Here is a 23,802-nt window from a genome sequence, read left to right as displayed (position 1 = left end):
CCGATGGTACTGCAGGGGGGACCCTGTGGGAGAGTAGGACGCCGCCGAACAATTATTCAGAAGAACCCCCATCCGGTTTCCGGATGGGGGTTCTTTGCGTTTAGGGACAGCCGCCCCTTGCCCGCTCGCCGTGGCGGCGAGCGGGCAAGGCTCAGGTGAGGTGGTCGAAGTCGCCGGCCTTGGCGCCTTGGAGGAAGGCGTCGAGCTTGGCGGTGCTCGTGGTGACGATGACATCGGGAGCATCAGATTCACGGAGATGGCAGAGGTCGTCGGGACCAGCAGCTAGCTCAAGGCAGTTATTGCCTCCTTCGGCGTTGCTGTATGACGACTTCTGCCAGGAGGTGTGGGACATCATGGGCCTTTCACGACTGAAGCAGATAGAGAAGATGATGCAGGAGCCCCCACGAGTCGCGGTTGGGGAGTCCACGCAACGCCATCTCCAGGTCTGCTGCCGGTAGGGCATGAGCACTGAGCTGCTGGAACATCTGGCTATAGGCCGTCAGCTCAGTCTGATCAGCAATGTGCTCTGCCCGCTTCGGACCATCCAAAATGACCGTCGCGAGCTCAGGGCAGCCAGGATCGCAGAGCATGAATGACGCGGAGAAGGGTGCGCTTTTCGGCGCAGTGAACGGCATGACTTGGAGATCCACGTTGGGAAGCTCTGCGATCTCCATCAGATGGATCAGTTGAGCTCGCATGACCTCATCTCCCGCGAACCGCATGCGCAATGCCGCTTCATGGATGACAAAGCGGAACTGTCGCTGCTTTCCATCGGTCAGGATCCGTTGTCGCTCCATGCGAAAGTCGATCTGTCGCGCAGTGTCCCACTTGCCGGTGCCATCGGCGTAGACCGCTTCGGTGTAGGCGGGCAACTGAAGGATGCCGGGGATGTGAAGTGTCTCGTAGTTGTCGAGACGGATCGCCCGATCTTCGGACTCTGCCAGGTCGAGTGCCAAGGCGGGCACCTGCCCCTTGAAGTTGCTCCACCAGCCCTTCCCGTCGCTCGCGCCGAGATTGCGCAGGAGAACCATGTAGGGCTCATCCGTGCACCCATAGCCTTGGAGCAAGACCGAGAGCCGCTCCGGATCGAGGGCCGTTCGAGCCGCCTCGATGTGGCTGAGCTGTGGGCCCGCCATGCCGATGAGGGCGCCGGCATCCTTGACTGCCAGGCCCGCCGCTTCGCGCAACCTCCTCAGCTCAGCGCCGAACCGCCGCTGTCGCTCGCTGATTTGGGTCCTGAGTGCCAAGGGTGATTCCTTCCGTGTCGGGCCAGTCTCCACCCACATGAGTGAGCTTAGCCAAGTGGGGCGAGGTATCTCGGCGATCTGGTTGCACGCGTAACACCTATCGCCCTACTCTCAGTGTTGCACCGATCACATGACGGAGCGTCTGTTTCGTCGATTCCCCTCTTCCTCCCCTGGGGTCTCTCATGCGTGCCTGCAACCCTCCCGACTGGTCCGCCGCTCGTGCCGAGCTCTCCGACCTCCTCACCTCCGCCGGGTGGCGACCCTCCGTCATCTCCGACGCCGAACTCGCCCTCCATGAAGTCTTCTTCAACGCCTGGCGGCACGGGGACACCCTTGCTCCCCTGGTCGTCCTGGCCCTCGCCGGCCACCGGCTCCGGGTCTCGGTCTCCGACAACAGCCCGGTCCTCCCCGAACCCGGCCTCCCCGCGGACCCGCTCGCCGTCTCCGGCCGGGGCCTCTACCTCGTCCGCGCCCTCACCCACCGCTTCGGCGCCGACCCCCGCAAGACGGGCAAGGTCGTCTGGTTCGAACTGGAGGCCTCCGCGTGAACCGCCGCCGCTACCCCATGCAGCCCACCGACCCCCGCATCCGGGCCTACACCGACGCCCAGGTCCGCAGCCTCCTCGGTGAACTCCAGGAGCGCGGTCGCGAGTTCGGCCTGATCTTCCCGTCCGCCAGCACGGACAAGACGCTCGACGGCCGGGTCCTCGTCCGCTTCAACACGGCGCCCGCCTCCACCCTCTTCAACCTCCTCACCCTCCTCTTCGACGCCGACCGCGAGCGCTCGTGCGGTTCCTGATCGCCGCCGCCCTCCTCACCCTCCTCGCCCTCGCGATCGCCACCGTCGTCCTGGGCGTCATCACCACGCTCAACCTTGCAAAGCCCGACGAAGAGGAGTCCTGACATGTCCGACCAGGCCCCCGCCACGGCCCCCGCCACCGACCCCGGCGTCGACCCCGGCGTCGTCAACGCCCTCGCCGCCGCCCACTACGCCGTCGCCGCCGCCTTCAACTCGGTCTTCGGCGTCGCCGTCGCCCCGCCCGCCCCCGACGACTTCGACTGGCCCCAGCTCGAAACCTTCGTCCACCACCTGGGTTTCGCCGCCGACGACTCCGACACCGCCCTCAACCTCTACCGCCTGCTCTTCGCCGTCCAGCGCATCGCCTACCGCGAGGCCGCCGGCCGTAACTCCCCCTGGCACGCGACCCGCCTGAACCCCTGCTCCGGCGTGGGCCGCGGACCGACGTAGCCGATGACATCGGCACGACCTGGCAGCATGTCCCCATGGACGCAGTGGATCTGGGCGAGTTCGTCGTGCGCCGCGGCGGCGAGTCGGACGCGGCCGCACTGGTCGGCATCGACACGGTCGCGGCCGGCGGCGACGGGGAGCGGGCGGCGAGCATCCGGAGGTGGTGCCGACAGGGCCTGGGCCCGGTCCTCGTGGCGGAAGACGCGTCCGGGCCGCTCGGTTACTGCGTCGTCGAGTACACCTTCTTCGAGCAGGGTTTCGTGACGATGCTGATGGTCTCGCCGTCCGCTCGCGGCAAGGGTGTTGGCCGTCGCCTGCTGGAGGCGGCGGCGACCTCCTGCGGGACCCCGAAGCTCTTCACCTCGACGAACGTCTCCAATCATCCGATGCGGCGATTGCTGCAACGAGCCGGGTGGCAGGCGGTCGGCCTCGTCCACGGCCTCGATGACGGTGACCCGGAACTGTTCCACCTCCACCGGCCGCAGACCGGCACGCCGGGACCTCCCTCGCCAGCCGCGTCGGAGACCCGTCTCGACAGTGCCTGGGAGTGGTGGCACGCCGCCATCGAGGACGCCCAGGAGGGCCGTTGGCTCCGCACGCCCGTCGAGCGGCAGGTGATGGACGACCTCGCCGCCGCGACCGTCGGACTCGGCTACCTCGATCCGTCCGTCGAACTGCCCCTGCGCAACCGGCTCTGTCGCATCGCGACCTGGGCGGGCGTGCTGAGGCTCGCCGCCCGGGCCGGCGGCTGGGAGCTCGCCCCCGTCACCGGAGTGGCCCCGCCCCGCCCGGCCGGGATGGCCGAACTGCTGTCCGCCGTGCACGCGGTGGGGGAGCAGGGCGAGAGCTGGTTGCGGCGGCTCCACGCTGACGGACCGCCACCGCTGCGTGCGCTCAACGGCGTCGAGGCCTTCCTGTTCGGCCCCGGATCGGTCGAGGACCTCCGTCAGTTCTTCTACGACTAGGAAGCCGTCCGGTCAGGACCGGCCGAACCAGCGGCGCTTGGCCCGGGGCTGGGGCACCGGGCCGTTCGCCGGGGTCGCCGAGGGGTCGTCGTACGCGCGGGAGACCACCCGGACCTGGCCCGATCCGGCGTCGTGGCGCACCGTGTCCAGTCCCTGGCGGTCCAGCCGGGCGATGGTGTCGGCGTGGGCGGTGGGGTGGCGTTCAGGGCGAGCATCCCGACCTTCGGGTGCCTCGGGCCGAGCTTCACCTCCTCGCCGAGCAGCACCTGCATCAGGCGGTCGGCGGCGGCCGAGGGGAGGTCCTCGTCGACGGCGACGTGCAGCATCAGGTGCTCCTCGTCGTCGTCCCGGAGCGGACCCCGAGCACGGCGACGCCGGTGCTCTCCAGGACGTCCCGCAGCCGCACCGCGTCGCAGTGCACCATCCCGGCTGCCGCGGGCAGCAGTCGCGCACCGAGCGCCGCGTCGGTGAACCCGAGCAGCGTGGGCCGCTGTTCGTCGTCGGGGAGGAACGTCACCGAGCCGGTGCCGGTGACGGGAACGAAGAGCCCGGCTTCGAACAGCGCGGCCAGCACGGCCTCCGGTGCGGGCTCGTGCCCGTCCGCACGACGGTCGAGAAGGTCGGCGAGGCGGACGTTCGCATGGTCGATCACGCGGGCAGCGTAGTGCCCGGACGGCTGACGACCGACGGTTGCCGGTGGCGCTGGTGCTCCTCGTCGGGGAGTCCGGACGGTTCGGCAAAGATCTGGATCCCTTGTGGATCCCGTTCGGCAAAGCCGATGGATCCTCGGGCTGATCCCGCCTTACGGTGGCGCCATGAGCAACCAGTCCGGAGCACCTGTCGCGCCCGTCCAGGCCTTTGAACCCCCTTACTACGCAGTGGTCTTCACCACCGTGCGCACCCAGGACCAGAGCGGCTACAGCGACACCAGCGCACGCATGGAAGACCTGGTGAAGGACGTCCCGGGCTATCTGGGGATGGACCATGCGCAGACCCCCGGCGGGCTGTCCATCACCGTCGGGTACTTCCGGGACGCCGAGGCCCTCACCGAGTGGCGGACCAACGCCGAGCACCGTGCGGCGCAGAAGCGCGGGCGGGCCGAGTGGTACGAGAACTACACGCTGCACGTGGCGAAGGTGGAGCGGAGCCACGGGTTCGTGCGGGAGTAGCCCGACGCGGAGCCCGGCAGCAGCCGCCGAGCAGGGAGGCCCGTAACCTGCCGGTATGACGATTCCCTGGCCCGACGAAGCCACGTTCGCCCACGGTGAGCGGGTGGAGCTGACCACCCCGGATCCGCCCCGCCCGGAACTCGGCCACCTGGGCGGGGAGGTCCTGGGCACCAGGGGTGTGGTCCTCGAATGCTTCGTCGAGGCCGACGACCGCGACGGCGGCCACGTCGGGCCGGTCTACTACGTCGAGACGGAGGACGGCAGCCCTTGGCGGCTGCGGCCGGAGTTCCTCGTCTCCCTCGACCGCTAGCGGAGCAGGAAGTCGGACGGGCCGACTTCCTGCTCCGACGCCCCTCACCCCTTCGGCGTGAGCGGCGCCAGCGGCAGGGAGACCCTGGTCTCCCAGGCCTGCTCCAGTGCTTGGGTGAACGTTTCGGCGGGCTGAGCGCCCGAGACGCCCAGCCGGCGGTCCAGGACGAAGAACGGCACGCCTGTCGCGCCCATGGCGCTCGCCGTGGCCTCGTCCTCGCGCACCGCCTCCGCGTACGCCTCGGGGTCGGCCAGGACGGCCGCGGCCGCCTCGCCGTCCAGCCCGGCCCCGACGGCCAGCTCGACCAGCCGCCCGGCCTCGAAGGCGGACCGCTCCTCGGCGAAGTTCGCCCGGTACAGCGCGTCCAGCAGCTGACCCTGCCGGCCGTGCTCCTCGGCGAAGTGCAGCAGGCGGTGCATGTCGAAGGAGTTGGCCGCGTCACGGCCCTCGCGCAGGTACGGCAGGCCCTCGGCGTGCGCGTTCTCCGCGATCCGGGCCTCCGCCGCCTCGGCCTGCTCCAGGCTCATCCCGTACTTGGCGGCGAGCAGCGGCACCACCGGACGGGCCTCCTGCGGCGCCCGCGGGTCCAGCTCGAAGGAGCGGTGGACGACCTCCACCTCCGCACGGTGCGGGAAGGCCGCCAGCGCCTGCTCGAACCGGGCCTTGCCGACGTAGCACCACGGGCAGTTGATGTCGCTCCAGATCTCCACGCGCACGGCGCACTCCTTCCAGCCTCGCGCGGACCTCCCGCGCCAACGCCAACCGGAACGCCTTCGGGTACCTGGATATTTCTCATGCTGAAATATCCAGGCGCACGGAGCCGGGGTGCGGGGCCGGGGTGCGAGGCCGGGTGCGGGGCCGGGGCGCGTCGGCCGCAGGCCTCAGCGACGCTCCCACGCCTCGCGTTGGGCGGACACCGTGGGGATGGCGGCGATGGCCTCGGCGTAGTGGCCGTGCCTGCTCAGGATCTCGGCGACGGTTCGGTGAGCCCCGTACTCGGTGGACGACCGGAGCAGGTCGAGGGCCTCGTCCGTCCGGCCGTCCAGATCCAGCAGCCACGCCACCGTGGTGTCCCACAGGCCGGGCTCCTCCGCGCTCAGCGCCTTCGCCTCCGCGACGCCCTCGGCGTAGCGCCCGGCCTTCGCGAGCAGGCGGAGCCGGGTGTGGCGCAGCACATCGGCATGCGCGTCGACGTACACGGCACCGAGGTCGTCCAGGAGCTCCAGCGCCCGTTCCGGACGGCCGTGCTTGATCAGCAGGTCGATCGCCTCGTGGAGGAGGCTCCCCCGGTCGTGGTACTCGAACGTGGGCCGTCCGACGTCGACGGCCTCGTCGAGGCGTCCTCGGCGGGCCAGGAACAGCATGAGGCGCCGACGGGCGTGCGCGCCGTCCGCCTCGAGGGCCTCGCGCAGGACGGCTTCGGCCTCCTGGAACCGCCCCTGCTGCTCCAGTGCGTCCGCGCACCGGTCCAGGGCGAGCTGCGCGTGCTCGCCGGTGGCCAGCTCGCGCAGCTGCTCGATCCGGCCCTGGCCGGCGAGGAGTTCCGCGTACAGCCAGGCCACCTGCGGGATGACGGGCACGACCGGGCCCAGCATCCGGATCGCCTCGTCCGCCCGGCCCATGCGCTCCAGGACCCGGGCGTACAGCACCAGTACCTCCGACGGCTGGTGCCGGCACTCGCGCTGATCCCCGGCCATGGAGCACCGGCAGTCCGCCGTGCCGCCCAGGGCCCGCTCGGCGCAGGGGGCGAGCAGCTCCAGGACGCGGGCGTCACGGTTCTGCCCCCTGGTCAGATCGACCAGTGACTCCAGGATCCAGGGCTCGCCGAGGTGGGGGGTGAGCACGTCGATGGCCTCGTCCACCCGTCCGGCCGGCACCAGCGCTTCGGCGAACCACCGGCACTCGAACGGCGACTCCAGGCCGGCCGCGTCCGGGCGCACCAGCGCCAGCCCCTCCTCGATCCGGCCCTGCCGGATCGTGATCTCCGCGGACTTCCGCACGGCGAACGGCCAGCCGACCGCGACGAACGGCTCCAGGACCGTCAGGGCCCGCTCGAACTCCCCCACCGCGCCCAGCTCACGGACCGCCACCTCGGCGCAGAACCACTCACCGCGGTCCACGGCGGCCTCCATCAGGAGCTCCAACTGTCCCTGTCCGGCGAGGTGTTCCGCCATGGGAACGTCGATTCCGCCGTCGAACTGCCGCTGCCACGCGAGATCGTCGAGATTCACCAGGGCAGGCTATCGACGACGTCGGGGTCTGGCAGCCGATCGCCCCGGGTCCTCGGCCGGGGCGCAACCGGCACCCCGTTCAGGCGGTGTCGGCCTGTCCTGAGATCATCGGCGGATGTCCGAAACCTTCGTTGACCTGGGATTCGTCACCGCGCCGTCCGGGGTGGTGGTGCTGGCCATGGCCAGCTGGATCGACGAGTGGCCACGGGTGGGGGAGCCGCTGTCGGTGCGGGCCGCCGCGGCGGCGAAGGCGGGCGGCGGGCACCTCCAGGAGTGGGAGTACGAGGCGGTGGCCGTCGCGGCCGCCGCCGACCGGCCGCTGGCGGTGCGGGCGACCACCGCGCCGTCGGCGTTCGACGAGGAGCCGACGATCGCGACGCTGGAGATCGAGCTCGGCCTGCCCTGGCCCGCGGGGGTGGACAGTCCGGTGCTGCTCGGGGACCTGCCGGTCGACCGGGGCGGAATGGCGGTCGGCGACTCCGTGGGCCTGGACGCCTGGACGGGGCCGGAGGACGAGCCGGCCGACGGGCTCGCCGACCTCTCCTACTGGGGCCGGTACGGGAAGGACGCGCACGAGCGCTTCGGCGGCGAGCGGATGTCCCCGTACGGCGGGGACGAGGGGCCGTACGGCTGGCTCGACCTACCGGTGGCCGAGGCGGCCGCGCGGGAGGTCGAGATCGGCACCTGGCGGGGCGGCCTGCCCGGCCAGGGAGTGGCCACCATGGTGGAGAAGCACGTCGACTACTTCACCTTCCGGCGGGCCGGCCTGGACCACCCGCTGCACGTGGGCGAGATCGAGGTCGGCGGCTGCCGGGTGCTCGGGATCGACTGGTGCCAGGGCGACCACGCCGTGCGGCACCACGGCGGGCGGGACTGGGGCCAGGCCTTTCCGGTCACCCTCGAAGCCGACGGGTCGGGCGGAACGGTCCTGCGCTGGACCATCCCGCCCTACGACGAGGACGAGGAGGGCTGAGCGGGGGAGGACGAGGAGCCCGTCGTCGGATCCCAGAGCCACTGACGCGGAGTGGGAAGTCGGCCGGGCCGACTTCCCGCTCCGCGTCGAGAACCCCGTCAGCAGGAGATGTTGCCGCCGCCCACGTCCGTGCCCAGGACGCCGACGAACTGCTTGTAGAGGTTGATGCGGCTGTTGCGCTGGTCCGGGTTCCTGCCGTCGCACTCCAGCGCGCCGTTGATGCTGCGGATGGTCTCGCCGAAGCCCTTGTTGTTGACGATGGCGTCGTGCGGGGTCATCCGGCCGGCGCCGTTCTGGGTGTTCCAGAACCAGAGGGCGGTCTTCCAGGACGTCGCCGGGTTCTTCTCGACCTGGTACGGGTCGTGCAGCAGGTCGATGTGCAGGGCGTCGCCGGCCGCCTTGTAGTTGAAGTTCCAGCTCAGCTGGAGCGGCCCGCGCCCGTAGTACGCGGACCGTCCGGCCGGACAGCCGTACGGCTGCGAAGTGTCGCAGTAGTGCGGGTAGTTGGCGGTGTTCTGCTCGACGACGTAGCGCAGGCCGCCGGTCTCGTGGCTGACGTTGGCGAGGAAGGCCGCCGCCTCGCGCCTGCGGGTGGCGTCGTTGCCGGTGGTGGCGAACTTCGGGAAGGCGCTCAGGGCGTCGGTGAGGCCCTTGTAGCTGTAGAAGGGGTTCCGGCCCGGGAACATCTTGTTGAACTGGGACTCGCTCACCACGAAGGAGGCGGCGGAGGCCGGGGCGGTCTGGCCCGTGATGGCGAGGGTGCTCAGCACGGCGGCGGAGGCCGCCAGGGAGAGGGTGCGCGAGAGCTTCATCGATCTCCTCGATTCCGGTAGCGGGATGGGCACTTCGCGTGCGAAGAGGCCCCGCCATCCTCGCGTCGAAAAGCGTCAAATATGCTCATCGGAGGTCTAAACCACTCGTACGGGTCGTATCCGATCCGGTCGGTGGACGGGCCCGTCGGCCGGGGAACCGCCGGGCTGTCGGTGGCACCGGATAGCCTCCTGTCGGGTGGGACGGCACAACCGGGGGAGCAGGGGCGAATGAGCGGGCACACGGACGACGCGGGCGACGAACGCCTGGCCGCCGAGGGCGAGGTCGCGGTCGCCCGGCTGGCGATCGACTCCGGAGACCTGGCGCACGCCGCCGAACACCTCTGCGACGCGATCCTCGCCGACCCCCAACTGCCCGAACTGCACGAGGCGCTGGCCGAGTTGTGCGCGGCGGCGGGCGGGCCGGCCGCGGCCCGCGAGCTGTTCCCGCTGGACGGCCAGGTGTACCTCGGCACGGCCGTCTGCCGGGCCCACGTGGAGGCCGCCGCCGGTGGCTGGGACGCCGCCGTCGGCCTGCTCGCCTCCGCCATCCAGTACGAGCCGGCCCGCCCCTGGGCGCACACCGCCTGGCTCGCCCGCGAGGACCTGCCCGGCCTGGTCGACCCGGACGCCGTCGCCCAGGCGGTGGCCCGCGCGACCGGCGCGCTGCCCGACCCGCTCCCGGCCGAACCGGCCGATGCCGTACGGCCGTTCCACGACTTCGTGCAGGCCGTACTGGCCCGGCACGAGGACCACGTGCCGCTGCTGGCGATGGCCTCCGGCCTGACCCGCCGGCTCGGCGACACCGACCGCGCCGTCCGACTCGCCGAGCGGGCCCACCGGTTGGCCCCCGGCTACCTGCCCGCCGTGATGCTCGGCAACGCCCTGCGCTCGGCCGGCCGGCCGGAGCGGGCGCTCGCCGTCTGGGAGGCCGAACTGGCGAGGGCGGCGCCGGGCCGCGACGACTCCAGCAGCTACCTCGCCGTCGACGTCGCCGAACTGTACGGCGCCCTCGGCCGCCCCGCCGAGGGCCTGCCCTGGCTGGACCGGGTGCTCGCCGCCGATCCCGACCACCCCAAGGCCGGCCCGGCGCGGTACGGCCTGCGCCACGCCCTCGACGGCGACCCGGTCCACCTGCTCGGCCTGGCCGACCACCACCGCGCCCACCCCGAGCACGAGCACGCCCAGGAGCTGCTGGAACGGCTGAGCCACCGGCAGCCCTGGCTCGGCCTGGTCTCCGGCGCCACCGAGGCCACCGTCAACGTGCTGCACCGGGTGCTCGCCGCCGCCGACACCGGCCGCGACACCGAGATCGACTGCACGGCCTCCACCGTGGAGCCGCCCAGCTCGATCCTGGCCGTCCGGCTCGCGCTGCCGCGCGCCACCGTCGGCTACCAGGCCGTCGGCGAGCCCGACCCCCGGCTGCCGCTGACCGAGCCCACCACCCGGATCTGGGCCTGGGACGGCACCGACCCGCGCCCGGCCGTCGCCCCGCCCGAGCCGCGGAGCGCCGAGCTCGTCCGCGCCACCGCCGAGATCTTCTGGCCGACCGTCCCGGCCGCCTACGACCACGCCGTCCGGCTGGCCGGACTGCCGCTGGACGACCTGCTCGGCGTCCTGGTCCACCCCCCGATGCCGCGCGAGGACGAACTCGGCCGCGCCCTGCTCGCCCACCAGCCCGAACTCTGGGTGCGGGCCGTCCAGGTCTTCGCCTGCCTCGGCATCGCCCACCACCGCACCGACCAGCCCTGGGAGGGCTCCGAGCGCCGCCGGGTGCTGCGCGACCTGCTGCTCGGGCCGGAGGACTGGGTGGTCGAGGCGGCCGGCTTCGCCCTCGTCGCGATCGGCTGGACCCAGCCGCAGACCCGGGCCGACGTCGCCGCCCTGCTCCGGCAGCGGCTGCGCCACGGCGCCCGCGCCCGCCGCACCCGGGTGGTGACGATCCTCCGCTCGCTGTCCGCGCTGGTGCTCGCCGCGCCCTGGATGTCCGCGGAGGACCGCACGCTCGCCCGGCACCTGACGGAGCGGGAGGACGCCGCCGACGCGGGGGCGGAGGCCGAATCGGAGGCCGAACCGGAGGCCGGGCGGGAGGCCGCGCAGCAGCCGGAGGCCGAGGGGGCCGCCGAGGAACAGCCCCGCCCCGGCCGCCTGCGCCGCTTCTTCGGCCGGGGCTGATACCGGTGCCGAGGCCGGGCCGGGGCCGGTGTCGAGGCCGGGGTGAGTCCTAGCCCATCCCCGGCAGCGGCTCCTGGTCGACGTCGAACCGCGCGACCCGCTCCGCAGGGTCCCGGCACTCCGGCCCCAGCCGCAGCATCCGCGACTCCGGGTCGTGCAGCGGCCGGTGGCAGCGGCGGCAGGTCACCCGCGGACGGAGGGTCTGCGCCGTGTCCGTCCCGGGAAGCGGTTCGGGGCCGGTCGAGCCGGGAAGGCCGGGAACGCCGGTCGGACCGGGAACGCCGGATGCGCCGGTCGCGCCGGAACGGTTGCTCGGGCTGGTCATGCTGAGACGGTAGCCGCCCCCGCCGTCAACGCCCACGCCGTCAACGCCCACGCCGTCAACGCCCCCGCCGGTGCGTGAAACGATGGCCCCATGGCCAGCGACCGCAGCAGCGCAGGAGACCCGGCGCGCACCCTCGCCCTGCTCTGGGGGCTCACCGCCGAGGAGAGGCCCGGTCGGCGCGGGCCGCGGCAGGCGCGCTCGACCGGCGAGATCGCCGCCGCCGCGATCGCCCTCGCCGACGCCGAGGGCGTGGACGCCGTCACCATGCGCCGGGTCGCACAGGAGCTGGGGCTCTCCCCGATGGCGCTCTACACCTACGTGCCGGGCAAGGCCGAGCTGCTCGACCTGATGCTGGACGCCGTCTACGCCACGATGCCCCGCAGCACCCCCGCCGACGAGGGCTGGCGCTCCCGGGTCACCGCCGTCGCGGACGACAACCGGGCGCTGCACCGCGCCCACCCCTGGGTCGCCGCCGTCTCCACCAGCCGTCCGCCGCTCGGCCCCGGCCTGATGGCCAAGTACGAGTACGAGCTGGGCGCCTTCGAGGGCACCGGGCTCCCCGACGTCGACCTGGACGCCGCGCTGACCCACCTGCTCGGCTTCGTCCAGACCTGCGCCCGGATGGCCGCCGACGAGCGCGCCGCCCGGCAGGACAGCGCGATGACCGACGAGCAGTGGTGGGCCGCCAACGCCGAACTGCTCGCCCGGGTCTTCGACCCCGAGCGCTACCCCGTCGCCGCCCGGGTCGGAGCCGCCGCCGGCGAGGCGCACGGCGGCGCCTACAGCCCGGACCACGCCTACGCCTTCGGCCTGGCCCGGGTCCTGGACGGGCTGGACGCCCTCATCGCGGGGCGGTAGCCCGCCCGTCGTACTCCCGGCGCGCCGCCTCGACCTCCGGCACCCGCCGCTCCGACCAGTGCGCCAGCGCCGCGACCAGCTCCGCGGCCTCCCGCCCCAGCGGGGTGAGGCTGTAGTCCACCCGCGGCGGGATCACCGGGTGCGCCTCGCGCAGCACGAAGCCGTCCCGCTCCAGCGTCTGGAGGGTCTGGGCGAGCATCTTCTCGCTGACCCCGGTGACCTTGCGGCGCAGCTCGCTGAACCGGTAGCCGCGCTCGTTCAGCGCGCCCAGCACCAGCACGCCCCAGCGGCTGGTGACGTGCTCCAGCACGCCCCGGGACGGACACATCCGGTCGAAGACGTCGGCGGGAGGCAGCCCGCCGGCCTTCAGCTCGCTTACCTTCATGTCAGTACCCTACTTTGAAGTGCGTACTTTCGAAAGGTTAGTGCCACCCCTAGGGTGAGTTTCGAGGTCAGAACCGCGTAACAACCCTGAGGAGCACAGATGTACGTCGTCACCGGTGCCACCGGCCAGCTCGGCCGTCTCGTCGTCGAGGGCCTGCTGGCCGAGGTCCCCGCGAGCGAGGTGGCCGTCGCCGTCCGCTCCGCCGAGAAGGCCGCCGATCTGGCCGCGCGCGGCGTGACCGTCCGCGTGGTCGACTACGACAAGCCGGAGACCCTGGCCGACGCCTTCGCCGCGGGCGACCGGGTGCTGCTGGTCTCGGGCAGCGAGGTCGGCCGCCGGATCCCGCAGCACCAGGCCGTGGTGGAGGCCGCCAAGGCCGCCGGGGTCGCGCTGCTCGCCTACACCAGCGCGCCGGGCGCGGCCACCTTCCGGCTGGCCGACGAGCACAAGGCCACCGAGGAGCTGATCCTCGCCTCCGGCCTGCCCCACGCCTTCCTGCGCAACGGCTGGTACACCGAGAACTACCTGGGCGACGCGGCCGGCACGGTGGCGCGCGGCGTGGTGCTCGGCAGCGCCGGGGAGGGCCGGATCGCCACCGCCCCGCGCGGGGACTACGCGGCCGCGGCGGTCGCCGTCCTGCTCGGCGAGGGGCACCAGGGCAAGGTGTACGAGCTGAGCGGTGACGCCGCCTGGAGCCTGCCCGAGCTGGCCGCCGAGCTGGCGAAGGCCTCCGGCAAGCCGGTCGAGCACCGGGACGTCACCCCGGCCGAGCACCTGGACGCGCTGGTCGGCGCGGGCCTGCCGCAGGGCTTCGCCGAGGTCCTGGTGGACGTGGACGCGGGCATCGCGCGCGGCGAGCTGGCCGGCACCCCGGGGGACCTGGCCCGGCTGATCGGCCGTCCGACCGTCCCGCTGGCCGAGTCCGTCCGCGCGGCCCTGGACGCCTGACCGACCGCCCGCCCGCGGCCCGGGGTGGCCGCCCGTCCGCCACGCCACCCGCCGCCCCACGCGCCACCCCGGGGAGCGCCCGAAACGGCGGAGCCGTCCAGATTTCAAGCAATGTCATGACCAAAATCCGAAAACGGAGATGACATCTCCCCCTCCCGCCCGCTAGCGTCGCCTCGACACACGCGCGCGGAAGGGCACTGGGCCATGGCGGGAACAGAGCAGCAGGACAACGGCCGGGGCCTCTGGTACGGCGTCGCCGCGTACGGCATCTGGGGGCTGTTCCCGCTGTTCTGGCCGCTGCTGGAACCCGGTGCCGCCGACGACATCCTGGCCAACCGGATGGTCTGGTCCCTGGTCGCGGTCGTCCTGCTGCTGGTCGCCCAGCGGCACTGGGGCTGGATACGCCCGCTGCTGCGCCAGCCCCGCCGACTCGCCATGCTGGCCGGCGCGGCCGCCGTGATCTCGGTCAACTGGGGCGTCTACATCTGGGCCGTCAACGCCGGGCACGTGGTCGAGGCCAGCCTCGGTTACTTCATCAACCCCCTGGTCACCATCGCCTTCGGCGTCCTGGTGCTCAAGGAGCGGCTGCGCACCGCGCAGTGGGCGGCGGTGGGCATCGGCGCCGCCGCCGTCGCGGTGCTGACCGTCGCGTACGGGCAGCTCCCCTGGATCGCCCTCACCCTGGCGCTCTCCTTCGCGACCTACGGCCTGCTGAAGAAGCAGGTCGGGCTGAGCGGACTGGAGAGCCTGGCGGCCGAGAGCGCCTTCATGTTCCCGTTCGCCCTCGGCTACCTGGTCTACCTGGAGGTCGGCGGGCGCGGCACCTTCGGGCACACGGTGGCCGGCTCGTACGGCTGGGGGCACTCCGGGCTGCTGATGCTCAGCGGGGTGATCACCGCGATCCCGCTGCTGTTCTTCGGCGCGGCCGCCGTCCGGGTGCCGCTGACCGTGCTCGGGCTGCTGCAGTACCTGGCGCCGGTGTTCCAGTTCCTGATCGGCGTCGCGGTGTTCCACGAGTCCATGCCGCCCGCCCGCTGGGCCGGCTTCGGCCTGGTCTGGGTCGCGCTCGCGGTGCTCACCTGGGACGCGCTGCGCCAGGTGCGGGCCGACCGCGCGGTGCGGGCCGCGGCCGTGCCGCGGCCCGCACCCGCGGAGGCGGCCGTCACGCGCTGATGTCCCGGCTGGTGAAGCGGGCCCACGCCGCCGAGCCGAACACGGCGACGTAGGCGGCCTGGAGGCCGAGGTCCTTCAGCACGCCGTCCCAGTACATCGGCGCCCGCAGCAGGTCCGCGAAGCTCAGCCAGTAGTGGGAGAACAGGAACGGGCTGATGGCGTGCAGCTGCGGGAAGGCGTCCAGGATCTGGACGGTGACCACCAGCCCGACGGTGGCGGCCATCGCCGCGATGCCGCTGCCGGTGAGGGTGGAGACGAACAGCCCGATCGCCACCAGCCCGGCCAGCGAGGCCGCGACCACCAGGGCCACCAGCACGGCGCGCAGCAACGCGTCGCCGAGGCCGATGGCGTCCCCGGAGATCAGCGTGACCGGACCGAGCGGGAAGAGCGCGGCGCCCGCGGCCAGCGCCGTCACCGCGACCGCCGCCGTGGCGGCCAGGCAGAACACCAGACCGGCGGTGAACTTGGCGGCCAGCAGCCTGGTCCGCCCGGCCGGGGCGACCAGCAGGTAGCGCAGCGTCCCGGCGGCCGCCTCGCCCGCCACCGAGTCCCCGGCGACCACGCCGACCGTCATCGGCAGGAAGACCGGCAGCGCCACCGCGAGCGCGGTGAAGACCAGGAAGAGCCCGTTCTGCGTGGTCTGCGCGATGAAGCTCGGACCGCCGCCCTCGTGCGGACCGTCCGTGTTGAGCTTGACCACCACCCCGATCAGGATCGGCAGCACCGCCAGGATGCCCAGCAGCACCTTGGTGCGCATCCGGCGGAAGGTCAGGTGCAGCTCGCTGCGGAACAGCGCCAGGAACCCGGCCGCCGTCTGCGGCCGCCGGCCCGTCACCGGTGCGATCGCCTCAGCCCGCGACATCGAAGCCCTCCCCGGTCAGCGCCACGAAGGCGTCCTCCAACGTGCCCCGCTCCAGCCCGAAGCCGTGCACCCGCACCCCGGCCTCGACCAGCGCCGCGCACAGCCTGGGCAGCGCCTCCTCGTCCAGGACGCCCGGCTCGCCGTCCACCCGGTCCTCGCCGGGCACCAGGGCGGTGACCCGGTGGGCCGCCAGCACCTCCGCGGCCCGCGCCACGTCCGGGGTGCGGACCACCAGTCGGCCCTGCGCCCGGGCGGCCAGCTCGGCGACGGTGCCCTGCACCACCAGCCGGCCCCGGGACATCACCGCGGCGTGGGTGCAGACCTGCTCGATCTCGTCCAGCAGGTGCGAGGAGAGGAACACCGTGGTGCCCTCCGCCGCGACCTCCCGGACCAGCGTCCGGATCTCCCGCATGCCCTGCGGGTCCAGCCCGTTGGTCGGCTCGTCCAGCACCAGCAGCTCGCGCGGTTGCAGCAGCGCGGAGGCCAGGCCCAGGCGCTGCTTCATGCCCAGCGAGTACGCGCGGGCCTTCTTGCCCGCCGCGGCACTCAGGCCGACCCGCTCCAGCGCCGCGTCGACCCGCTGCCGGCGGGTGCGCGGGTCGGCGGTCGGGTCGGCGGCGTCGAAGCGCACCAGGTTGTCCCGGCCGGAGAGGAAGCCGTACAGGGCCGGGCCCTCGATCAGCGCGCCCACCCGGGGCAGCACGGTGGCGACGGACTGCGGCATCGGTTCGCCGAGGACGGTGGCCACGCCCGAGGTCGGGGCGATCAGACCCATCAGCATCCGGATGGTGGTGGTCTTGCCGGAGCCGTTGGGGCCCAGGAAGCCGAAGACGGAGCCGCGCGGCACGGCCAGGTCCAGGCCGTCCACGGCGAGCTGGCCGCCATGGAAGCGCTTGGTCAGGCCGCGGGTCCGGATGACGTGGTCGGAGGCGGAGACCGGGGGAGCGGAAGGAGCGGGAACGGGCGCGGGGGCCGGGCGCGGTGCCGCGCCCGTACCCCCGGCCGACTCCGTAACGTCCCCCGTTACGGGAGCCTTGGTCATCCGTCAGTTCACCCCGGCGGCGTGCTGGAGGACCGGCAGGGTCACCGCGCCGGCCAGGACCCGGCCGTCGTCGGTGAGCAGGACGTTGAACACCTTGGTGCTCACCAGGGTGCCGCCCGCGACCGGCTTGCCGAGTGACTTCACCATCGCCTGCGGGTTCACCGACTGCGCCGCCCCGGCTCCGCGGCCGCCGTGCCCGCCGCCCTTCGGCGCCCCGTCCGCGACCCCGTCCACCGCACCGGGCAGCCGGGTGGAGAGGACCGTCGTCCAGCCCTCGCCGATCACGTCGAGGCCCTCGGACGGCTCGGTGCCCTTGTGCTCCCGGGCCTCGCCCGGCGCGTCCCCGGCGACCTCGTCCGCCTTCCGCTCCGTCACCTTCGCGCCCTTGGGGGCGGTGAAGTCGAAGGTCTTGTCGGCCGGCTTGGCGAAGGACACCTGGGTGAAGCGGACGTTCAGCACCGTGCTGCCGTCGACGGACTTCACCGCCACCGCCAGTGGCACCCCGTTGTCGGCGGCCACCGCGATCCGGACCTCGGCCAGCGTCGAACCGGACTGGGTGGGCTTCACGCTCAGCTCGTAGGCGTTCTGCCCGGCCACCTTGGCCGTCCCGGCGACGGTCACCGAGGTGGTGCCGGCGCTCCCGGCCAGGAACTGCCGGGCGGCCTCCTGCGGGGTGGCCGGCAGCTCGGACAGCGGCGCACCGGGGTGCTGGTCGGCGTGCCTCTTGGCCAGCTGGCCCGCCGCTCCGATCAGGTGCACCGCGCTGTTGGTCGAGCTGTCCCAGGCCCAGGCCTGGTCACCGTCGCGGACCAGGGTGTAGCCGGCCATGTTCTCCAGCACGTCCACCCGCTGGCGGTCCGGGCCGTCCACCGCGACCCGCAGCGTCTGGTCCCCGCCGAGCAGGCCGAGCAGCTTGGACTGCGGGTCCGCGGCGGAGCCCCCGCCGTCCCCGCGGTGCCCGCCGACCGCCCCGCCGAGGCCGCCGGCCGCGCCGAGCAGCTGGCCCGGCACCCCGAGGTCGGTGCTGATCGAGACCGTGCCGGACAGCGTCTGGGCCTCGGAGCCGAGCGCCTTGGCGACCAGCTGCTCCGCGGTCAGCGTCGGCAGGTCGGGCGCGCCGTCGGCGGCCAGCGCCGGGACCAGGCCCACCCCTGCGGCGATCACCGCGACCACCGCCACCGGCACCCCGGCGCGCATCAGGACGCGTCGCCGGGAGCGGTGGGGCGCACCGCCGTCCAGATCGTCCCCCGCCGCCTTCTCATTGGTCATGGCGTCCTCAACTCCTCCGCGAACACGTGTGGTTGACCTTGCACCTCCATTAGAGGCCGCCGCGCCGGCGCCGTCATCGCCCTGTGGGGCCAGATCGGGTTGGCCTTCATGGGTATGCCGACCCTGAGGCGGCCTCAGGGTTCGCTCCGTCCGCGGTACCACCCCTGGCGTAGGGTCACGTCATGGACGGAACAGCCACGGACGCCAGCACCCCGCCGACCGCGAACGCGATGCGCCGCGCCCTGCGTCGCGCCCGGGACGGCGTCGCCCTCGACGTGACCGAGGCCGCCGTGCTGCTCCAGGCCAGAGGCGAGGACCTGCTGGACCTCTGCGCGAGCGCCGCGCGGGTCCGGGACGCGGGCCTCGAAGCGGCCGGCCGCCCCGGCGTCATCACCTACTCCAAGAGCGTCTTCATCCCGCTCACCCGGCTCTGCCGCGACAAGTGCCACTACTGCACCTTCGCCACCGTACCGGGCAGGCTGCGCCGGGAGGGCCACGGGATCTACATGTCCCCGGACGAGGTGCTGGAGGTGGCCCGCCGGGGCGCCGAACTCGGCTGCAAGGAAGCCCTGATCACCCTCGGCGACAAGCCCGAGGACCGCTGGCCGGAGGCCCGCGAGTGGCTGGACGCGCACGGCTACGACGACACCATCGCCTATGTGCGCGCCATGTCGATCCGCATCCTGGAGGAGACCGGCCTGCTGCCGCACCTCAACCCCGGGGTGCTGAGCTGGACCGACTTCCAGCGGCTCAAGCCCGTATCCGCCTCCATGGGCATGATGCTGGAGACCACCGCCACCCGGCTGTGGAGCGAGCCCGGCGGCCCGCACTTCGGCTCCCCGGACAAGGAGCCGGCCGTCCGGCTGCGGGTGCTGGAGGACGCCGGGCGCAGCTCCGTCCCGTTCACCAGCGGCCTGCTGATCGGCATCGGCGAGACGTACCAGGAGCGCGCCGAGTCGCTGTTCGCGCTGCGCAAGGTCTCCCGCGCCTACCACGGCATTCAGGAACTGATCCTGCAGAACTTCCGGGCCAAGCCGGACACCGCGATGCGCGGCATGCCGGACGCCGAACTGGACGAACTGGTGGCCACGGTGGCGGTCGCCCGGCACCTGATGGGCCCGGCCGCCTGCCTCCAGGCCCCGCCGAACCTGGTGGACGGCGAGTACGAGCGGCTGATCGCGGCCGGCATCGACGACTGGGGCGGGGTCTCCCCGCTCACCCCGGACCACGTCAACCCCGAGCGCCCCTGGCCGCAGATCGAGCGGCTGGCCGAGCGCTCGGCGGCGGCCGGCTTCGACCTGCGCGAGCGCCTCGCCGTCTACCCCGAGTACGTGCGCCGCGGCGAGCCCTGGCTGGACCCGCGGGTGCTGCCGCACGTCCGCGCCCTGGCCGACCCGGCCACCGGCCTGGCCGACCCGGACGCGGTGGTCCGCGGACTGCCCTGGCAGGAGCCCGAGGACCTGCCGGAGTCGTACGGCCGCACCGACCTGCACGCCACCATCGACACCGAGGGCCGCACCGGCGACCGCCGGGCCGACTTCGAGGACGTGTACGGCGACTGGGAGGTGCTGCGCGAGCAGGTGCTCGCCAAGGGCGCGCCCGAGCGCCTCGCCGGGGACCTGCGCCAGGCCCTGGCGGTGGCCGCCGACGACCCGACCCGGCTGACCGACGACCAGGCGCTGGCCCTGTTCCACGCGGACGGCCCGGCCCTGGACGCCCTGTGCCGGATCGCCGACGACGTCCGCCGCGCCGCGGTCGGGGAGGACGTCACCTACTGCGTCACCCGGAACATCAACTTCACCAACGTCTGCTACACCGGCTGCCGCTTCTGCGCCTTCGCCCAGCGCCGCACCGACGCGGACGCCTACACCCTCTCCCTGGAGCAGGTCGCCGACCGGGCCGCGCAGGCCTGGGAGGTGGGCGCCACCGAGGTCTGCATGCAGGGCGGCATCCACCCGGACCTGCCCGGCACCGCCTACTTCGACATCGCCCGCGCGGTGAAGGAACGGGTGCCCGGCATCCACGTGCACGCCTTCTCGCCCATGGAGGTGGTCAACGGCGCCACCCGCACCGGGCTGTCGATCCGGGACTGGCTGCAGCGGGCCAAGGAGTCGGGCCTGGACAGCATCCCCGGCACCGCCGCCGAGATCCTGGACGACGAGGTCCGCTGGGTGCTCACCAAGGGCAAGCTGCCGGCCGCCACCTGGGTCGAGGTGGTCACCACCGCGCACGAGCTGGGCATCCGCTCCTCGTCCACGATGATGTACGGGCACGTGGACACCCCGAAGCACTGGCTCGGCCACCTGCGGCTGCTCGCGGAGATCCAGCAGCGGACGGGCGGCTTCACCGAGTTCGTGACCCTGCCGTTCATCCACACCAACGCACCGGTCTACCTGGCCGGCATCGCCCGGCCCGGCCCGAGCGCCCGGGACAACCGCGCGGTGATCGCGATGGCCCGCCTGCTGCTGCACCCGCACATCCCCAACATCCAGACCAGCTGGGTCAAGCTGGGCGCCGAGGGCGCGGCCGAGATGCTCCGCTCGGGCGCCAACGACCTCGGCGGCACGCTGATGGAGGAGACCATCTCGCGGATGGCCGGCTCGGCGTACGGCAGCTACAAGTCGGTGCGCGACCTCCGGGCGATCGCCGAGGCGGCCGGCCGCCCGCACCGCCAGCGCACCACCACCTACGGCGAGGTGCCGGCCGAGCGGCTGGCCGTGGCGCTGGCCTCGGACGGGCACCTGCCGGAGCTGCTGCCGGTGGTGGACTGACCGCGGCCGGCCCCGTGGAGGGTGGCACTGAAGTCCGAGGGAATCCGTTGACGCGTTCAGGCCTTCGAATACAGTGCGAGGGCGCGCGACCGGCGAGCGTCGCGCGGCCCCCCACCCCCAAGGAAAGGCGCCCCGTCGTGATGCCACTGTGGTCCCGCGCCCAGCAGCAGGACTACCGCAGCAGGGTGCGGGGCTGTCTGCTCGGCGGTGCCATCGGGGACGCGCTCGGCGCCGGCGTCGAGTTCGAGTCGCTGGAGAAGATCCGGGCCCAGCACGGCCCGCAGGGCGTCACCGGCTACGTCCCCGCGTACGGGCGCACCGGCGCCGTCACCGACGACACCCAGCTCAGCCTCTTCACCGTCGACGGGCTGATCCGCGCCCACATCCGGCGCGACACCGGCAGCTGGCACCCGCCCACCGACCTGCACCTGGCCTACCTGCGCTGGGCCGCCACCCAGCGCGACTGGGGCCCCGACGAGCGCCGCCCCGACCTCGGCTGGCTCGGCCGCGAGGAGTGGCTGTACGCCCAGCGCGCCCCCGGACAGGGCTGCCTGTCGGGCCTCAGCGGGGCCGAGGCCGAGTGGCTCGGCACCCTGGAGGCCCCCAAGAACCCGCACTCCAAGGGGTGCGGCACGGTGGTGCGGGCGGCGCCCTTCGGGCTGCTCACCACCTGGGAGCCGGGCCTGGTGTTCCAGCTCGCGGTGGAGTGCTCGGTGCTCACCCACGGCCACCCCACCGGCTACCTCGCGGCGGGCGCGCTCGCGGTGATCGTCCAGTCCGTCGCCCGCGGCGGCACCCTGGAGGAGGGCGTCCACCTCGCGCTCGCCCTGCTCTCCGAGCGGCCGGCGCACGAGGAGACCACCGCCGCGCTGCGGGCCGCCCTGGACGCGGTGCGGGCGGGCGAGCCGTCCGCCGACCGGGTCGAGGCGCTGGGGGAGGGCTGGGTGGCCGAGGAGGCGCTGGCGATCGGGGTCTACTGCGCCCTGGTCGCGCACGACGTGCGCTCGGGCCTGCTGCTCGCGGTCAACCACTCCGGGGACAGCGACTCCACCGGCGCGATCTGCGGCAACCTGCTCGGTGCGCTGCACGGGGACACCGCGCTGCCGCCGGGCCTGCTGGCCGGGCTCGAAGGGCGCGGGGCGATCCTCGAACTCGCCGACGACTTCGTGCTGGAGCTGGCGCACGGCACCGAACTGCACGACCGGCGGACCCCGGAGGGCGCCAACTGGAGCGACCGCTACCCGGTGGTGAGCTGAACCCGGGCCCCGGAAGGGGAGTCGGTCGACGCGGGAGTCGCCCGCACAGGGGTCACCCGGCACAGGAGTCGCCCCGAACGGAAGTCGCCCGTAACGCCGGCTGCCGCCGAGGGGCGACGGCCGGCGCTACGGGCAACTGGTCCGAGTGCGGAACCGGGCGGGAGGGTCAGTCCGGCAGCTCGCCGAAGGCGCCGTCCCCCGCCGCCGAGGCGAAGGCGCTCCAGGCCTCGGACGAGAAGCGCAGCTGTGGGCCCCTGGGGTCCTTCGAATCCCGGACGGCCACCTCCCCCGCGCCTGGGACGGCGATCTCCACACAGGCGCCTTGGCCCCCGCTGTGACTGCTCTTCCGCCAAGGGGTTCCGTACTCGGACGGGGTGATCATTCGTGGAATTCCTTCTCGATGTCGGCTATCAGCGACCGGCTCTCCGCGACACCGAGCGCGGCCGCTCTCAGGTAGTCGTACAGACCGGTATAGCGGCGCACGTCCGCCTCCTTCTCCAGGTAGAGATCGCTCGTCACACCTTCGAAGTAGACAACTGTGGAATCGGCTGACTCCGGGAACTCCAGCAGAGAGAATGTCCCGGTCATGCCGGGATGGGCGCCGTGCGAGAACGGGATCACCTGGATGGTGATGTTCGCGCGCTGGCTGAGCTCCAGCATCTGTTGCAGTTGCTGGGCCATCACGGCCTTGCTGCCGACCTCGCGGCGCAGCACCGCCTCGTCTATGACGGTCCACAGGCTGCCCAGCTGGTTCTCGCCGTGGATGCGCTCCTGGCGCTTCATCCGGACCTGCACCCGGCGCTGCACGGCGACGGCGTCGGTGTCCGGCTGGGTGCCCTCGACGACGGCCTGGGCGTAGTGCTCGGTCTGCAGCAGGCCGGGGACGAAGGAGGACTCGTAGGCGCGGATCGAGGAGGCCTCGGCCTCCAGCCCGATGTAGACGCTGTACGGGGTCGGCATGTCGTTGAAGTCGTGCCACCATCCGCGCTGGCGTGACTCCTTGGCCATCTCCATCAGGCTGGCGCGCAGCTGGTCGTCGGGCACGTTGTAGACGTCGCAGAGGTCGCGCACGTCGCGCTGGCTGATGCTGCGGCGGCCGTTCTCCAGTCGGCTGATCTTCGACTGGGAGACCATCAGGCGGCCGGCGACCTCCTCCGCCGTCATGCCCAGGCCCTCGCGGAGCTTGCGCAGCTCCGAACCGAGCCGCCGGCGACGCACGGTGGGATTGACGTTGGCGGACACTTCGACCTCCGGCCGGACCTCTGGTGCTCGTTGGAGCTGCAGTCCTCGGAACACTTCGGACATTGGGACCAACCCCCCTGACTTGGAGCAGCATGACACCTTGGGCCAGGTCGGCGCGGGGGAATCACAGCAGCGCGGTAGAACAGATCATCGGAAAAGTACTTCCGCGAGACAGCGAGATCCCCCAGGTGGTAATGCGGCTCGGACGACTCGGACAGATACTGCGGAGACCGCCCCCGGACCGGCCCGCACCTGCCCCCGGCACGTGCGGGGGCGGGCGGACGCCGGGCGTCCGGGGACGGCGAAGGGGCGGTCGCCGGGCGACTCGCGTCGCGGGGCGACCGCCCCTCGGTGCTGTTGGTGGTGCCGGTGGTGCTGCCTCTGGTGCCGGTGGCACCGGTCGTGCGTCGGGTCGCTCAGCGCCCTCGGGCGGTGTGCGGGGGGCGGCGTGCGCCGCCGGATGCGCGGCCGGTGGTGTCGGGCGCCGTGGTGGCTGCCCGCCGGGCCGTGCGGACCGCTGCGGCCGTCGGAGCCCTTCCGGGC

The 23,802-nt window shown here is 72.9% G+C and carries 27 protein-coding genes; 13 read left to right on the top strand and 14 right to left on the bottom strand.

The genetic code is table 11. The annotated features are described in order from the left end of the window. Positions 1-151: 151 nt before the first annotated feature. The gene (locus ABZ449_RS34455) at positions 152-355 is read right to left on the bottom strand and encodes a DUF397 domain-containing protein (protein WP_360353978.1); all 204 of its coding nucleotides are present in this window, start codon (positions 353-355) and stop codon (positions 152-154) included. Between the two features lie 7 nt (positions 356-362). Next, complete coding sequence (locus ABZ449_RS34450) at positions 363-1,247, bottom strand: helix-turn-helix transcriptional regulator (protein WP_360353976.1); 885 nt, start codon at positions 1,245-1,247, stop codon at positions 363-365. Between the two features lie 182 nt (positions 1,248-1,429). Here ABZ449_RS34450 and ABZ449_RS34445 point away from each other — a divergent pair, with 182 nt between their 5' ends. From ABZ449_RS34445 to ABZ449_RS34430, 4 genes are all read left to right on the top strand, one after another. Beyond that, positions 1,430-1,795 carry an ATP-binding protein gene (locus ABZ449_RS34445; RefSeq protein ID WP_360353974.1) on the top strand — a complete coding sequence of 122 codons (366 nt, stop codon included), beginning with the start codon at positions 1,430-1,432 and terminating at the stop codon, positions 1,793-1,795. Next, positions 1,792-2,046 (top strand): hypothetical protein, encoded by a 255-nt coding sequence (locus tag ABZ449_RS34440; protein WP_360353973.1) that lies wholly within the window; start codon positions 1,792-1,794, stop codon positions 2,044-2,046. The genes ABZ449_RS34445 and ABZ449_RS34440 overlap by 4 nt, the downstream gene beginning before the upstream one ends. Before the next feature lie 105 nt (positions 2,047-2,151). Beyond that, entirely contained in the window at positions 2,152-2,496 is a 345-nt protein-coding gene (locus ABZ449_RS34435; protein WP_360353971.1) for a hypothetical protein, read from the top strand. A 35-nt stretch (positions 2,497-2,531) separates the two neighbouring features. Further along, positions 2,532-3,461 (top strand): GNAT family N-acetyltransferase, encoded by a 930-nt coding sequence (locus ABZ449_RS34430; protein ID WP_360353970.1) that lies wholly within the window; start codon positions 2,532-2,534, stop codon positions 3,459-3,461. 12 nt (positions 3,462-3,473) lie between these two features. Here the strand turns inward: ABZ449_RS34430 and ABZ449_RS34425 are convergent, their stop codons facing one another. Both ABZ449_RS34425 and ABZ449_RS34420 read right to left on the bottom strand, forming a co-directional pair. Further along, complete coding sequence (locus ABZ449_RS34425; protein WP_360353969.1) at positions 3,474-3,602, bottom strand: hypothetical protein; 129 nt, start codon at positions 3,600-3,602, stop codon at positions 3,474-3,476. A gap of 184 nt (positions 3,603-3,786) precedes the next feature. After that, positions 3,787-4,113 (bottom strand): hypothetical protein, encoded by a 327-nt coding sequence (locus ABZ449_RS34420; protein ID WP_360353967.1) that lies wholly within the window; start codon positions 4,111-4,113, stop codon positions 3,787-3,789. 163 nt (positions 4,114-4,276) lie between these two features. Here ABZ449_RS34420 and ABZ449_RS34415 point away from each other — a divergent pair, with 163 nt between their 5' ends. Then, positions 4,277-4,630 (top strand): antibiotic biosynthesis monooxygenase, encoded by a 354-nt coding sequence (locus ABZ449_RS34415; RefSeq protein ID WP_360353965.1) that lies wholly within the window; start codon positions 4,277-4,279, stop codon positions 4,628-4,630. A gap of 55 nt (positions 4,631-4,685) precedes the next feature. Beyond that, a complete protein-coding gene (locus ABZ449_RS34410; protein WP_360353963.1) occupies positions 4,686-4,940 on the top strand; it encodes a hypothetical protein in 255 nt (84 codons plus the stop codon). A 44-nt stretch (positions 4,941-4,984) separates the two neighbouring features. On the opposite strand, the gene ABZ449_RS34405 is transcribed toward ABZ449_RS34410, so the two are convergent. Both ABZ449_RS34405 and ABZ449_RS34400 read right to left on the bottom strand, forming a co-directional pair. Beyond that, positions 4,985-5,656, bottom strand: a complete 672-nt coding sequence (locus ABZ449_RS34405; RefSeq protein WP_360353961.1) for a DsbA family oxidoreductase — start codon at positions 5,654-5,656, stop codon at positions 4,985-4,987. Positions 5,657-5,821: 165 nt separating this feature from the next. Beyond that, positions 5,822-7,171 (bottom strand): tetratricopeptide repeat protein, encoded by a 1,350-nt coding sequence (locus tag ABZ449_RS34400; protein ID WP_360353959.1) that lies wholly within the window; start codon positions 7,169-7,171, stop codon positions 5,822-5,824. A gap of 115 nt (positions 7,172-7,286) precedes the next feature. Here ABZ449_RS34400 and ABZ449_RS34395 point away from each other — a divergent pair, with 115 nt between their 5' ends. Then, positions 7,287-8,144 (top strand): hypothetical protein, encoded by an 858-nt coding sequence (locus ABZ449_RS34395; RefSeq protein ID WP_360353958.1) that lies wholly within the window; start codon positions 7,287-7,289, stop codon positions 8,142-8,144. A gap of 98 nt (positions 8,145-8,242) precedes the next feature. Here the strand turns inward: ABZ449_RS34395 and ABZ449_RS34390 are convergent, their stop codons facing one another. Next, complete coding sequence (locus ABZ449_RS34390; protein WP_360353957.1) at positions 8,243-8,956, bottom strand: chitinase; 714 nt, start codon at positions 8,954-8,956, stop codon at positions 8,243-8,245. A gap of 228 nt (positions 8,957-9,184) precedes the next feature. On the opposite strand from ABZ449_RS34390, the gene ABZ449_RS34385 reads away from it, so the two are divergent. Further along, positions 9,185-11,128 (top strand): hypothetical protein, encoded by a 1,944-nt coding sequence (locus tag ABZ449_RS34385; protein ID WP_360353955.1) that lies wholly within the window; start codon positions 9,185-9,187, stop codon positions 11,126-11,128. A gap of 49 nt (positions 11,129-11,177) precedes the next feature. On the opposite strand, the gene ABZ449_RS34380 is transcribed toward ABZ449_RS34385, so the two are convergent. Next, entirely contained in the window at positions 11,178-11,453 is a 276-nt protein-coding gene (locus tag ABZ449_RS34380; RefSeq protein ID WP_360353953.1) for a DUF6011 domain-containing protein, read from the bottom strand. A 90-nt stretch (positions 11,454-11,543) separates the two neighbouring features. Here ABZ449_RS34380 and ABZ449_RS34375 point away from each other — a divergent pair, with 90 nt between their 5' ends. Beyond that, the gene (locus ABZ449_RS34375; RefSeq protein WP_360353951.1) at positions 11,544-12,311 is read left to right on the top strand and encodes a TetR/AcrR family transcriptional regulator; all 768 of its coding nucleotides are present in this window, start codon (positions 11,544-11,546) and stop codon (positions 12,309-12,311) included. Here ABZ449_RS34375 and ABZ449_RS34370 read toward each other — a convergent pair. Then, the gene (locus ABZ449_RS34370) at positions 12,295-12,696 is read right to left on the bottom strand and encodes a helix-turn-helix domain-containing protein (protein ID WP_360353949.1); all 402 of its coding nucleotides are present in this window, start codon (positions 12,694-12,696) and stop codon (positions 12,295-12,297) included. The two genes, ABZ449_RS34375 and ABZ449_RS34370, sit on opposite strands and share 17 nt — an antisense overlap. Positions 12,697-12,795: 99 nt before the next feature. Between ABZ449_RS34370 and ABZ449_RS34365 the strand changes: the two genes are divergently transcribed. Both ABZ449_RS34365 and rarD read left to right on the top strand, forming a co-directional pair. After that, positions 12,796-13,644: an SDR family oxidoreductase gene (locus ABZ449_RS34365; RefSeq protein WP_360353947.1), complete on the top strand. Its 849-nt coding sequence runs from the start codon at positions 12,796-12,798 to the stop codon at positions 13,642-13,644. 204 nt (positions 13,645-13,848) lie between these two features. Further along, a complete protein-coding gene (rarD, locus tag ABZ449_RS34360; protein ID WP_360353945.1) occupies positions 13,849-14,817 on the top strand; it encodes an EamA family transporter RarD in 969 nt (322 codons plus the stop codon). On the opposite strand, the gene ABZ449_RS34355 is transcribed toward rarD, so the two are convergent. Genes ABZ449_RS34355 through ABZ449_RS34345 form a run of 3 tightly spaced genes read right to left on the bottom strand, consistent with a single transcriptional unit; the run spans position 14,807 to position 17,990 of the window. Continuing rightward, a complete protein-coding gene (locus tag ABZ449_RS34355; RefSeq protein ID WP_360353944.1) occupies positions 14,807-15,679 on the bottom strand; it encodes an ABC transporter permease in 873 nt (290 codons plus the stop codon). The genes rarD and ABZ449_RS34355 overlap by 11 nt on opposite strands. Further along, the gene (locus tag ABZ449_RS34350; RefSeq protein ID WP_360353942.1) at positions 15,666-16,721 is read right to left on the bottom strand and encodes an ABC transporter ATP-binding protein; all 1,056 of its coding nucleotides are present in this window, start codon (positions 16,719-16,721) and stop codon (positions 15,666-15,668) included. Before ABZ449_RS34350 ends, ABZ449_RS34355 begins: the two co-directional genes overlap by 14 nt. Before the next feature lie 3 nt (positions 16,722-16,724). After that, positions 16,725-17,990, bottom strand: coding sequence for a DUF2092 domain-containing protein (locus ABZ449_RS34345; protein WP_360353940.1), 1,266 nt, complete (start codon positions 17,988-17,990; stop codon positions 16,725-16,727). A gap of 182 nt (positions 17,991-18,172) precedes the next feature. Here ABZ449_RS34345 and ABZ449_RS34340 point away from each other — a divergent pair, with 182 nt between their 5' ends. After that, the gene (locus ABZ449_RS34340; protein WP_360353939.1) at positions 18,173-20,761 is read left to right on the top strand and encodes a bifunctional FO biosynthesis protein CofGH; all 2,589 of its coding nucleotides are present in this window, start codon (positions 18,173-18,175) and stop codon (positions 20,759-20,761) included. A 140-nt stretch (positions 20,762-20,901) separates the two neighbouring features. Next, the gene (locus ABZ449_RS34335; protein ID WP_360353982.1) at positions 20,902-22,017 is read left to right on the top strand and encodes an ADP-ribosylglycohydrolase family protein; all 1,116 of its coding nucleotides are present in this window, start codon (positions 20,902-20,904) and stop codon (positions 22,015-22,017) included. 166 nt (positions 22,018-22,183) lie between these two features. Here ABZ449_RS34335 and ABZ449_RS34330 read toward each other — a convergent pair whose 3' ends face one another. Both ABZ449_RS34330 and ABZ449_RS34325 read right to left on the bottom strand, forming a co-directional pair. Beyond that, complete coding sequence (locus tag ABZ449_RS34330; RefSeq protein WP_360353937.1) at positions 22,184-22,399, bottom strand: DUF397 domain-containing protein; 216 nt, start codon at positions 22,397-22,399, stop codon at positions 22,184-22,186. Further along, positions 22,396-23,259, bottom strand: coding sequence for a helix-turn-helix transcriptional regulator (locus tag ABZ449_RS34325; protein WP_359899824.1), 864 nt, complete (start codon positions 23,257-23,259; stop codon positions 22,396-22,398). The genes ABZ449_RS34330 and ABZ449_RS34325 overlap by 4 nt, the downstream gene beginning before the upstream one ends. Positions 23,260-23,802: the final 543 nt, after the last annotated feature.

Source organism: Kitasatospora sp. NPDC005856, assembly GCF_040629945.1.
Lineage (GTDB): Bacteria > Actinomycetota > Actinomycetes > Streptomycetales > Streptomycetaceae > Kitasatospora.
This window is presented reverse-complemented; position numbering and strand designations above follow the sequence as displayed.